General features: G+C 39.5%; 12 protein-coding genes. 1 reads left to right on the forward strand and 11 read right to left on the reverse strand.

Going from position 1 to position 11,433, the window contains the following annotated elements; translation table 11 throughout:
* Positions 1 to 58: 58 nt before the first annotated feature.
* The 8 genes from QMD82_03420 to QMD82_03455 all read right to left on the reverse strand — a co-directional run bounded on the left by QMD82_03420 (position 59) and on the right by QMD82_03455 (position 7,543).
* Positions 59 to 1,828 (reverse strand): FecR domain-containing protein, encoded by a 1,770-nt coding sequence (locus tag QMD82_03420; GenBank protein MDI6850971.1) that lies wholly within the window; start codon positions 1,826 to 1,828, stop codon positions 59 to 61.
* Positions 1,821 to 2,609, reverse strand: coding sequence for a hypothetical protein (locus tag QMD82_03425; protein ID MDI6850972.1), 789 nt, complete (start codon positions 2,607 to 2,609; stop codon positions 1,821 to 1,823). Before QMD82_03425 ends, QMD82_03420 begins: the two co-directional genes overlap by 8 nt.
* Positions 2,610 to 2,718: 109 nt before the next feature.
* A complete protein-coding gene (locus QMD82_03430; protein ID MDI6850973.1) occupies positions 2,719 to 3,750 on the reverse strand; it encodes an L-Ala-D/L-Glu epimerase in 1,032 nt (343 codons plus the stop codon).
* Positions 3,751 to 3,752: 2 nt separating this feature from the next.
* Entirely contained in the window at positions 3,753 to 5,108 is a 1,356-nt protein-coding gene (locus tag QMD82_03435) for a transglutaminase-like domain-containing protein (GenBank protein ID MDI6850974.1), read from the reverse strand.
* Complete coding sequence (gene coaD, locus QMD82_03440; protein MDI6850975.1) at positions 5,105 to 5,647, reverse strand: pantetheine-phosphate adenylyltransferase; 543 nt, start codon at positions 5,645 to 5,647, stop codon at positions 5,105 to 5,107. The genes QMD82_03435 and coaD overlap by 4 nt, the downstream gene beginning before the upstream one ends.
* The gene (rsmD, locus tag QMD82_03445) at positions 5,598 to 6,158 is read right to left on the reverse strand and encodes a 16S rRNA (guanine(966)-N(2))-methyltransferase RsmD (GenBank protein ID MDI6850976.1); all 561 of its coding nucleotides are present in this window, start codon (positions 6,156 to 6,158) and stop codon (positions 5,598 to 5,600) included. The genes coaD and rsmD overlap by 50 nt, the downstream gene beginning before the upstream one ends.
* The gene (locus QMD82_03450; GenBank protein MDI6850977.1) at positions 6,130 to 6,858 is read right to left on the reverse strand and encodes a hypothetical protein; all 729 of its coding nucleotides are present in this window, start codon (positions 6,856 to 6,858) and stop codon (positions 6,130 to 6,132) included. Before QMD82_03450 ends, rsmD begins: the two co-directional genes overlap by 29 nt.
* Before the next feature lies 1 nt (position 6,859).
* Positions 6,860 to 7,543, reverse strand: a complete 684-nt coding sequence (locus QMD82_03455; GenBank protein MDI6850978.1) for a hypothetical protein — start codon at positions 7,541 to 7,543, stop codon at positions 6,860 to 6,862.
* A gap of 63 nt (positions 7,544 to 7,606) precedes the next feature.
* Here QMD82_03455 and prfB point away from each other — a divergent pair, with 63 nt between their 5' ends.
* Positions 7,607 to 8,686, forward strand: a complete 1,080-nt coding sequence (gene prfB / locus QMD82_03460) for a peptide chain release factor 2 (GenBank protein ID MDI6850979.1) — start codon at positions 7,607 to 7,609, stop codon at positions 8,684 to 8,686.
* On the opposite strand, the gene QMD82_03465 is transcribed toward prfB, so the two are convergent.
* The 3 genes from QMD82_03465 to QMD82_03475 all read right to left on the reverse strand — a co-directional run.
* Positions 8,633 to 8,875, reverse strand: a complete 243-nt coding sequence (locus tag QMD82_03465) for a hypothetical protein (GenBank protein MDI6850980.1) — start codon at positions 8,873 to 8,875, stop codon at positions 8,633 to 8,635. The two genes, prfB and QMD82_03465, sit on opposite strands and share 54 nt — an antisense overlap.
* A 38-nt stretch (positions 8,876 to 8,913) precedes the next feature.
* On the reverse strand, positions 8,914 to 9,345 hold the full coding sequence (locus QMD82_03470) for a pyrimidine dimer DNA glycosylase/endonuclease V (GenBank protein MDI6850981.1): 432 nt from the start codon (positions 9,343 to 9,345) through the stop codon (positions 8,914 to 8,916).
* Positions 9,346 to 9,486: 141 nt separating this feature from the next.
* Positions 9,487 to 11,433 (reverse strand): ATP-binding protein (locus QMD82_03475; protein ID MDI6850982.1); only part of this gene is annotated, 1,947 nt, incomplete at its 5' end.

The raw sequence follows: 11,433 nt of genomic DNA on the forward strand, positions 1-11,433 counted from the left end.
TCTCCCCCATATGCAAAGCCCGTAGTAAAAACAATCAATATCAAAGTCCATAGACATCTCATTTCTCCGCCTCACCTTTGTTGGTTTTATTATTATCAATCTCCTTAGATTTCTTTTCAACTTTCTTTTTAACCTGTGGGTTATTCTGAGACGACTTTTCTTTAGTTTCAGAAGCATTTGTTCTGCCCTTTACCTTTTCCACAACTTTATCCTCTCTTTCAAAAGTCTTCCACTCTTTTCTTTCAGGACGTTCTTCTTTTGAAAACTCTTTTTCCGTAAAGGATGAAGTCCGTCCCCTTTCTTTCGTGCCTCCCTTCTCGTAAATATCTCTTTTCTTATAGACTGATTCCTCCTTGTTAAGCATGTTACTGTTTTCCCTCTCTAAAAGTTTAGATTTACTATCCTTATAAGAAGGCCTTTCAGGAAAAACTTCCGTTTCTACCCCTTTATTATCTGCTTTTTTACTTGGCCTTTCAGGTAAAACGCTGGCTCCCGATTCCCTTTCTACGGTTTTTTCTTCGCTTCTCGGCACAAAACCTTTCTTCTCCTTAATCTCCACTTCTTTTTCCACGCGCTCCCTTTTCAAATTAGTATCGGATTTCTTCTCCACAACGGGTCTTTCCGGGTAAAATCCTCCGTCTTTCCCATCCTTTTCTTCAACCTTCTTGTCCTTTAAAAGCTCATCCTTTTTGCGACTTTCTGGCCTTTCGTCTTTCTTTAAAACTTCTGCCTTCTTAAAGTAAACCGGCTTTTCTAGTTCTGTGGTCTTGTATTTAACAATTTCCTTAACTTCAATAGCCTTATAGGGCTTATAAACCTCCTTGTACACTCCCGACTTTGGTGGTTTGTATCGGTAAACGGGTTTGTGAAACTCTTCCTTTCTGACAACGTTTACAATTGTAATGTTGTTCACTACGATAATTGGTCTCCCGTAATAATCAATTGGAGCCCAGCCTACCCAATCGGGCCCATAGTACCACTCTACCCATGCGCCTGCAAAGGTCTCCCCTGGAATCCATATCCAGCCGTAGCCAAAAACGTAGGTCCAGCGGCCATACCGGTAAGGAATCCAGCCCCACGGTTCGTAGGAAACCCAGACCCAGCCAAGGTCCGGCCTGTAAACCCAATGGCCGTGATAATAAGGTCTCCACCCCCTTGGCACCCTTGGTATCCATACCCAACCGTAAGGCCTAATGTAAACCCATTTTCCGTACCTGTGGAAATGGTAAACCCCAATATAGCAGGGGACGGGGATATATTCAACCGTTTGTATCACATAGTAATTTCGCTCTCTTTCCTCTGCCCATCTGTCAAACCCATCGTATTTACGGGCTCTACCTGAGTAAAATCTGCCCCTGTCAACCACTACTTCAAAACCTGCGTAAACCTTTCTTTTATCCACCTCAGCTACACCTTTATAAACTCTGGCCGAGAAGTAATCATCATCCACTTCTACTCGGACAATAGAGCCTTCCTCCACATAAACTGCCCTATCACCGGCAAACACGCCAAAGACTCTGTTACGAGCATACATTCTAACCGTGCCCTTATTCAATGTAAAATAAGACCTGTCGTCCTCTATACGGTCAAAGTAAACACTGGTATTACTACTTAGAGTAAGAACGGAACCGTCACTGAACTCTATCTCAAGGTAAGAATCATCATAAGTAAGAAGCTCATCGCCTTCACCAATAATGTTGTTGATGGTTAACCATTCACTCCCTTCCTCTCCATACCTCCAGATTTTCGCTTCACCTCTGAGGTCACCCACCCGGGCGAACTCAGAGCCTGAATACATCAAATTAAGTAACATTAAAAACTTAATCATGGTAAACCTCCCTGTTTTCTATTAAATTTTTCCTTACCAATTCCCTGTTACCCTCAGCTACCTGATACGCCCAATCAAAAACCAGGAAAGTGTTATCCAATACCTTTACACGAAATTTAGCGAAGTGATTGTCCCTCGTCCATACCACATAAACATGGCCGGGAATTGCTTCTATTACGCCATCAGAATCCCAACCGGACAAAGGAGCATAAGAAATGTCATCCATGTTATATGCCCCCATATCCTGAATCAGAGTTCCCGTCGTAGCGATAATGTATCCTTTGTCATTACTAACATCAAAGTAGAAATCGGCTTCTGACGAATTATAAGATACAGGATTGAAATTATCGAAGGAATACCCGGAAAAGGATGGCAAATAGTCTTTCTCATAAATTTTCATGTTATAGCCCTCTGGACGTGGAGTATCAAAACAATCTTCTTCAGAAAGCTCACTCTCATTACCTGCCGAATCGTAGGCACTTACAGCATAAAAATAGGTAACCCCATTCTCCACATCCCTGTCCACGTACACGTTTTCTTTTACATCAGCAATCATGAGAAAGTAGCCCGATGGTGAAGTGTTTCGGTAGACCCTGTAGCCAGCGAGGTCCTTTTCGGTATTTGGATTCCAGTAGAGATATACTGCCCTATCACCAGTCACACTGGTGAGACCAGTGGGCGCATCAGGCGGCGTTGTGTCAATACTTTGACAGGAAACAACAAGAAAAGACAACACTAAAGCTGATTTTGAAACTGTTTTTAGATTTAACCTGAGCTTCATTTTGCACCTCCTTTGTAAAAGGAGGTGCAAATTGTGTGCCAAAAATCAAAACCCTTTTTGAACAAATCTTGGGCAAAGGAGAACCAACTCGCACAAAAATTGTGCAAAATTAAGGAAGGGTTATTTTAGGTCCTACCTGCTTGAAATCACCACGAAAAGTTTCTTCTTTCATCAATAGGTGGGAATCAAGGTCATGAAAATCAAAAGCCCCTGTCCCAAGCGCAAACATCACACTCTGGTTAATTCCCAGACTTGACTCACCCATACAGCCGATCATTAATCTCAGCCCGCTACTTCTCGCCATCTCCACAATCGCCATTGCGTCAGAAATTCCTGACTTCATAAGCTTTATATTAACATAATCTACCACATCGTTTTTCACCAATCTGTAAACATCAAACTTGGTTTTTGCAGATTCATCGGCCGCTACGGGAAAAGGAGAATGGAACCGCACAAACTTAAGTCCATCCAGATCTTGGTAATGAACGGGTTGTTCGAAGACCGCTACATCTACCCCTTCACGATAGAGTACATTTGTAAAATCAACAGCCTGTTTGGGTGTATATCCCATATTGGCATCAATAATATAGGTTGCTCCCCGTGTTTTATCTCTTATTCTCAAAACTGCTTCAATATCTTCCTCAAAATTCTCGCCCACCTTTATCTTTATAACTCTAAAACCTTCCGAGAATATGGTCTCTGCCTCTTTAACCCGATTTTCAAGGGTATCTATACCTACAGTCTTGTCCGTTTCTATTTCCCTTTTTTGACCACCAAAAAACTCGAAGGGTGATATGGTATGTTCGGTGCAGAAAATTGAGATCACAGCCCACTGGATCGCTGCCTTCAGACTCGGGGTCGCAATCAATTTGTCCGTAAAATCGAAAATCTCCCTCCATCTGTCCGTATCTCTTAACCTCAAATTTTCATTTACAAAAGGTTCCATTGCCAGAAGACCCTCTGGCTTTTCACCGTTAACCCTGAAAGACGGTGAAGCCTCTCCATAACCCTTTATACCTTCTTCAGTCTCCACAACAACCTCAATATTGGTAGAAGCAGTGGAAACACTTCCCGTTATATGAAAAGCCTTATCATACTCATAAATTTTTTTCTGAAATTTAATGTTTGTTATTCTTGCCATAATTAAACCTCCTCAAAACATAAAACTTCTATTCTGTGCTCCCCAAAAGCCTTTTCATCCTCGTATTCGGCTTCTCCCACTTGATTATCGTAAGGGTCTTCCCTTACAAATTTCGCAGGCGGATCAAAATCTTCCTGAAACTCATCGTTGGCAACCATCCTAAAGCCATCAAGATTTCCAAAGTAAAAGGCTTTTCTCATTATGTCTTTTTTGTCCTTTCCCCCAAAAGATAAATCAACAGGCAAATAGCCGAACTCTGGTAAATATATAATAGCCCAGTCATGTGGAGATGCTTCATAAGGGGTTATAAACCAACCTGACTGCCAGTGAGCAGGGATTCCCGCCATTCTACAAAGAGTTATGAAGAGAAGGGCCTGAAATCCACAATCTCCAGTTAAATTTTCTACCACATAGTGAGGGATGTGGTCATAATAAATATAAGGCTTAACATAGGAGTAGTAAACTTTTGAAGTAACAAAATCATAAATTGCGAAGGCCTTTTCAAGGATACTCTCCCTCCCACCAATGATCTCCCCAAGGAGTTTTTTAAGAAGCGGGGTAAAAGTTATGTGAGGAGGCTTTTCAGCAAGGAAATCAGAGGATTCAATCACCCCTTTCAAAGGCTTCAAATTTTCAAATCCATTTAAAACACCTTTTAAAACCACAGGATTCGAAACTTCCCTTATGACGTATTCAAAAGTCACAAAGAACTCCTCCGAGTCCATTCCTTCCATATAAATCGTCCTCTGCATTGCCCTTTCCGAGGAAATGTAAGCGTTCAAGTGGCTAAACTCTAAAACTTTAATATCATGTTGAAAATAGGACTCCTTTGGAAGGGGAAGCCACACCCTCACCTTATTACCCTTTGGATCTTTAACACGGAAACTTATCTTAGCCTTTACCTTCCAGGTTTTAGGTTTATCTCCACCTATTAGTGCATTAATCCTCCCTTCCAGGATCTCCCTCTTCCTCTGTTGTTCTTTATCCTCTTTCACTCGACGCTTAACTTCTGGAAATTTGAATCCCAAATTGTAAGCGAATCTCTTCTCAAAATACCTGACTCCATCAAGTTCAATAAAATCAACGTTTCCCGTTTCTACATAAGAATTAAATTCTTCTTCGGTGAAGTTTTCAATCAAATTTCTCGCCTCTTGAAGTGCTTTCTCGTAAGTAAAGGGATAATAAAGGGGCAATCTTCTAAGCCTCACCAACTCGAACTCCAGCCTTTTTCTATGGATTTCGGGAATGCTTCTTTTAAGGCGTTCCAAAATGAGACTTCTGGCTAAAGCTAAATTACCAGAAAGTTCTGCCCTTCTAATCTCCTCAGGTAATCCAAGGAGAAGAAAATCTAAATTCATAAAGATTGTTCCTTTTCATCACCCAATCCTGACTTGTAAATCCTCTCTTTAATTAAATGTGAATACTTTAGCACCGGCTCCGGAACAAGAGAGGAAATATCGCCCCCAAGAGTCGCAATCTCCTTAACCAGAGTCGATGAAAGATAAGTATATTCTTCTGAGGGTAAGAGAAAAACTACCTCAATTTCAGGGAAGAGTTTCCTGTTCATCCATGCCATTTTAAATTCATACTCAAAATCAGAAACCGCCCTCATTCCTCTTATAACTATGCCTATATCGTATTCACGACAGAAATCCATAAGTAATCTCGACTCTAAGATTTTGACTTCCACATTGGGAAAGGAAATTACACTTTCCTCAACCATTTTAACCCTTTCTTCAAGACTAAAGAGCGATTTCTTGTGAACAGGGTTTGCAACTACGACAAAAACCTTCTCAAAAAGACGGGATGCCCTTTTAATTATGTCTACATGCCCAAGGGTTATGGGGTCAAAGGTCCCCGGATAGCATGCGGTAGTATACAACTTTCGTCTGTCCAAAGTTTACCTCCTTAACTTTTGAGAGATTTTCCCAACTTTCAGGTAATAGAGTTTTATTCCTGACCTCAACCAAATAAAGACCACCGGTTTTTAGAAGAGGTGCAACTCTCTTGAAAAGTTCTTCATGGCTTACGAAATCATAAGGAGGGTCTGCAAAAATAAAGTCAAATTGCCTCTGCTCTCGTAAAAGATCATTAAGCCCCTTAGTAAAATCAGCCTTTATGACCTTGATTTTGTCCAAGACTCCGAGTTTCTTCGCATTTTCTATAATTGTAAGCGTTCCCTCCCTTGACTTCTCTATGAATACACAAAAACGGGCTCCTCGCGAAAGGGCCTCGAACCCAACAGCACCCGATCCTGCAAAGATCTCAAGGACATCACAATCTACTACGAAATCTCTAAGGGTATCAAAGATTGAGCGCTTCACAATGGCCCTTGTGGGCCTTATCCCCTTAGGTATCTTTAACTTCCGCCTCTTATTTTCACCACCAGTAAGACTTAACTTCCCCATGTTTCAACAACCGATTAATGCTAAGCCTTTCCTTTTCAAGAAAGGCTAAAAATTCCTCCCAGAATTGATTCTCCGAAGTTAAATTCTCCGTGTAAAAAGTTATCTTAACCTCTACCTCATTAATTGCCAAGGAAACGAATTCAACACTGAAGCTGGGAGAAACCAACACAAAGGTAGAATTTTTCAAAAAATCTTCCAGTTTCCTTACAAACTGAAGGTATAGTTCAACAGGGAAGAAAACAGAAAAAACAACTTGCCTCGGTAATACCTTTCTTAACTTTTTGAAACCCTCTTTGTAAAGAAGTTCGAGGGGAATGTAAATCTCGCCTTTTTCGGAAACCGCTCTTACAAACCTTTTATCCAGATTCCTTACCTCGTAAATCTCTCCATTCCATTCGATGAGGTCCTTCTCCTTGAGTTCAAGGCGATATTGTTCGATTTCTTCCTTTTTTCTCGACAAATAGGAGATGCCAATGACCTCAGAGGACACAACCATCCCCAAAAGAATTACTACAACCCATGCAGGCAGTCCCACAAGCAGTAAAACGACAGAAGAAAACACTAAGGTAACAAACAAATCAAAATGGAAACGGAATTGTTTTAAAAACGAACTCTTTGACGCAAAAACTGGCTCCACAAGAAACCAGAAGAGGGCATAAAGTAGTAAAAGCAATAGTATGATTATGATCTTCCACGGCATATTAATGCCTCCAACTCAACACCTCAAATTCCTTCTTAGCTTGCCTCTTACGCCCGAGAAGCTGAGCGTTTTCTTCACCTACCCCCACATTCAGGCTGTCCTCGTAAAAAGACTTGGCGGTAAAATAAAGGGTAAGCTCGCTACCCTTTTCAACACATTCAACAATTTCAGAAATTATGAGATTTTTGTGAACATACCAGTCCAACTGATAAGCCTCGAGGGGAAGACTTTTCAGTGCCACTATTTTCTTTTCCTGGCTCCTCAATCGGAGAGGAACATAATAGTAGTAATCATTAAAAGGAGAAAAGTCTGGGGTTACAGAGATCGTATAATAGAAGTCATCTTCTGGGAAGTAGTGGGCCTTGTAACCCTTTTTAAGGGGTTCGGCACTCACATGGAAATTCAGATAAACAGGTCCCTGTTTTATTATAACCTCTACCGATGGTGGAATAGGTACAAAGAGTATTTCGCGAAAATTTGGTGAAATAATAATCTCTTCTTCGAAATTTACAATGAGTGGAAGATCATATCCCGTGGCTTTCAACTTTACGTCATCTTCTTTTAATTCGCCGTAAACAACAGCCTCCCTCACTACGGTCCTGTCATAAAGAAGGGTTATTTCGCTTTTAGAAGAATAGGCGGAAACAAGAAGCTCAAACTTACCCAATTTTTTTTCAAACTTCATTGTGATATTATTATAACGCAACTATTAAAGTGTAGGAAATTTAGGCTTTATAATTAAAGTACTATGTTTAAAGACCCAGCCCTTGAAGAGCTACATGGAAGATTTGAGGACGTTAAGAGGTATCTTGATGTTCCTGGAATTAAAAAGCGAATAACTGAAATTGAAAAAATGCAGGAAAATACCAACTTTTGGGCAAATCCGGAAAAGGCACAGATTATTTTACAGGAACTTTCTTCGTTAAAAAAGCAGCTGGAAGAAGTAGAAGAAATAGAAAAAAAATTTGAATATTTGGCGGAGCTTGAACCACTTAAAGATGATGACTCCGAATTTTTTCAAGAATTTGAGAAAGAGAAGAAGCTAATTCTGGGAGAAATTGAAGATCTGGAGATCAAAACCATTTTGAAATCACCGGAGGACAGAAAGAATGCTATTATTACGATCCACCCGGGAGCCGGTGGAACGGAATCTCAGGACTGGGCCGAAATGTTACTCAGAATGTATTTGAGATTTTTTGAAAGAAAAAAGTTTAAATATAAAATCGTAGACCTTCAGCCCGGTGAAGAGGCGGGGATCAAAGACGCCACTGTACTCGTTGAAGGTGATTATGCATACGGCCTGTTAAAAGCAGAAAGAGGAGTCCACAGGCTTGTCAGAATTTCCCCCTTTGACGCCTCACGGAGAAGGCACACATCCTTTGCTTCGGTCTTTGTATACCCAGAGCAGGAAGACGTGGAAGTTAACATATCAGAGGAAGATTTGAAAATAGAGACCTTTAGGTCCTCGGGCCCAGGTGGACAGCACATGCAAAAAAATGAAACCGCAGTGAGAATAACCCATATACCAACGGGAATTGTAGTTGCCTGTCAGTCGGAAAGGTCCCAATACCAGAACAAGTTAACTGCCTTAAGAATTTTAAGGGCAAGACTTTACCAGTATTACAAGGAAAAAGAGAAAGAAAAACTTAGTGACATTGAAAAGGAAAAATCTGAAATTGCATGGGGAAGACAAATTCGTTCCTATATTTTACATCCATATAAATTGGTTAAAGACCACAGAACCGGATATGAAGAGACCAATGCCGAGGCGGTCCTAAATGGGGAAATTGATGAGTTTATAAGAAAATTCCTGATATCCAAAAAATAGAATCACTCCCCTGATTGACGGCTCTTTCAAAATCTGGACAGGGTGTGGATGGGTAAGTTCTGGAAATTCAAGTTTTTTCTCTAATTCTTCTTTTTCTCTTACCTTTATCGGCTTACTTCTATCAAGGTCGTGCGAAATTTCGCCTAACGTGTTGGGATGCGTGAAGAATGGATAAGTCATCTTCTTCATATCCAAAAAGCGTTATAATGTTTTTTCAAATTCATTGCTCATTTTACCACTTCCCAGGGCTCAACAGAGCCGTTAACCTTAAAGAACAGAGGGTGCGGATCCGGCTCGTCAAGTGTCATCAGTTTCTGAAACCTTTCTGTGTCCCTCATTTTTAGTTTACCGAGCAGGTGTTTCCATTCATAGGCGAGCTGATCGCTTGTGACGGTTATTTTAGGGTACGTGGCCTTCAGGTCGATCTTGCTCGAATCAAAGTGATAACCTCTTCTTTGAGCTTCTTGAAGGACTGTTTTTAAGTATACGTTTATCGCATCCAGTGGTCTCTCCTGCTTTTTAAATCTTATGAGTTGTGGGTGTGCAGTATAGCCTCTTGTTTTCCCTTCAAGGACTGCTTTAGCCAGAAGACCTTCTCGCCAAAGGGCGACAAGGCCCTTAGCATCAAGGTATTTCGGGTGAAGAGACCAGAGCCTCATGGATATACCTCAAAGTACATGAATAGGAATCTCATATTATAACGTTCTGGGAATATGTGAAGTTTGCGGAGCGTTAACGGAGCAAATTGGGGCGAGCGTAAGTGAACCGCATACCCTCTGTTATCGGACCGTTGCAGGAGATTATTTTTCAAATTCACTATTAAAACTTCCGACAATATCGTTATGATCAAGAACATAAGCACCGTTTATTAACAAATGTCCTTCATAATTTCGATGTGATAAATTTCCACCTAACACTCGTTTTTCACCTAATAAGATCCACAATATGGTATATTCATTTTTGTTTAGAAATTCACATAAGTTCTGTTTTTTGCTAAGAAGTGCCGAAAAAGAAGTATCTGCAAATATATTTGTAGGAATAACAACAAGTTCTTCTTTATCGTTATACCACCTTCCATCAAGAAATTTATGAATTAATTGCATTTCGTTTACGAGCCATTTACAAGGAAGTTTTATAGAAATAGAACCATCAGAAGAACAATCTGTGGTGAACTCATTTAAGTAAATATCACCAGTGACAATAACTGGAACAGGTATTTCTTTTCCTCCCGCTTCTTTTGTCCAGATATTATAATCGCCTCTCAAATCTTCAAATGCTATAGAACAAGGATATTCTCCTAAAAATATTTTATATAATTCATGGGATTCGGGCATCCATCTTCCCCAAAAATTTTGCTCTTTGGCCCATTCATATATTTTGGTTAAGTCGGCTTTTTTGATGATATAACTTTTTATCATATACCAAAACTCTCTAATTGGGATTTCATATTTTTCAAATTCTGGAGGTGTTTCTTCTTGCCAACTTATAAGACCTTCTAGAACTAACCATTCTTCTCCGTTGTCGTCTTCAACTTGTAAAATTTTAATAGGATCAGGCAAATCATTTTTAGTCCTTAACCATTCAGAAGTTTCTTTTTCTGTCCGCCATGCGTCGTAGTTTCCATTAGAGGATAACCAATTATTGATAGAAAAAGAGTTGATTAAATGATCATCGTTCTTTATCAGTAAAGAAGGATCTATGTCTCTAATGTAAGGATGCCAAGGTCCTTTATAATGTTTTTGTATATAATCCCAAGGTTCCTTTTTTAAAGGAAAGTGATCTGATACCATTGCCGAAACTTTATGAAAGGCAATCCACTGATATTTCTTTCCTATTCTTTCTGTTTTATGTTCTGTTCTGCCGTAATAATAGTTTTTTGTAACATATATATCAAATTTACCGTGTAACTCAATATTGTAACCAAGTTCTTCAAAAATCATTTTTACTGCTAAATTACTTAACTGCTGGATTGTTATATTTCCAGTATCCCAGTGGGAAAGTGCACTTTGCAATATATACCTTCCAAAATCACCATATATACTGTGTTTTAATGTTGTGTGTTCAGGCTGCATTGAACTGACAATTGTATTTTGGCTCCAGTAATAATCCTTAAAATCTTTAGACCTATAATCAAATTCATACTTCTTTATCTCTTCATCTGAGGGCATATTTTGGGGCCATTTACTTTCATAAGGAGGATTTATTTTGCTCTCATCTATGTTTTCCAGTTCAATACCTTTTCTTAAAGCAACCTCTATTATACCTCGAGCATAATCTCTCAAAAGAATATGGACCGGTGGTTTACCTTCTTTGAAAATGTTATCATAAACCCACTTAGCCAATCTTTTAAGGCTTTCTGTATCATCACTGTTTCTTAACACACAACCATAAGCAACAGCAAACAATCTTTCTCGAACATAAAGATCATCTACATTTTTGAATTTTTCTAGTAATTTAGGAAGTAGTTTAATTCTATGTTGAAGCAATGCAACCAAAGCTTTTGTAGATTTGTCTCTAATGAATCTATTTGAAGTGGTCAAAAACCAAGACATTGCAGTTGCCAATAGCAAAACCGAATCATCTTTTATGTGAGATTTATCATATTCTGACCATGCCCATTCTATAATCCTTTCAACAGTATCCTTAGCTTCATGTTGATAGTGCAAAAATGTTGACCACCACGCATCTCTTTCTGCCATTTTATATTCCATCAATTGTTCATGAAGGAAATCAGCATTTAATGGATG

The organism is bacterium, from assembly GCA_030019025.1.
GTDB lineage: Bacteria > Hydrothermota > Hydrothermia > UBA1063 > UBA1063 > UBA1063.

Excerpts from the sequence above, each read along its gene's own strand:
- QMD82_03435 (MDI6850974.1), bottom strand. The coding sequence starts at position 5,108 with ATGAATTTAGATTTTCTTCTCCTTGGATTACCTGAGGAGATTAGAAGG.
- rsmD (MDI6850976.1), bottom strand. The coding sequence starts at position 6,158 with ATGGGGAAGTTAAGTCTTACTGGTGGTGAAAATAAGAGGCGGAAGTTA.
- QMD82_03425 (MDI6850972.1), bottom strand. The coding sequence starts at position 2,609 with ATGAAGCTCAGGTTAAATCTAAAAACAGTTTCAAAATCAGCTTTAGTG.
- QMD82_03430 (MDI6850973.1), bottom strand. The coding sequence starts at position 3,750 with ATGGCAAGAATAACAAACATTAAATTTCAGAAAAAAATTTATGAGTAT.
- QMD82_03450 (MDI6850977.1), bottom strand. The coding sequence starts at position 6,858 with ATGCCGTGGAAGATCATAATCATACTATTGCTTTTACTACTTTATGCC.
- prfB (MDI6850979.1), top strand. The coding sequence starts at position 7,607 with ATGTTTAAAGACCCAGCCCTTGAAGAGCTACATGGAAGATTTGAGGAC.
- QMD82_03455 (MDI6850978.1), bottom strand. The coding sequence starts at position 7,543 with ATGAAGTTTGAAAAAAAATTGGGTAAGTTTGAGCTTCTTGTTTCCGCC.
- QMD82_03420 (MDI6850971.1), bottom strand. The coding sequence starts at position 1,828 with ATGATTAAGTTTTTAATGTTACTTAATTTGATGTATTCAGGCTCTGAG.
- QMD82_03465 (MDI6850980.1), bottom strand. The coding sequence starts at position 8,875 with ATGAAGAAGATGACTTATCCATTCTTCACGCATCCCAACACGTTAGGC.
- QMD82_03470 (MDI6850981.1), bottom strand. The coding sequence starts at position 9,345 with ATGAGGCTCTGGTCTCTTCACCCGAAATACCTTGATGCTAAGGGCCTT.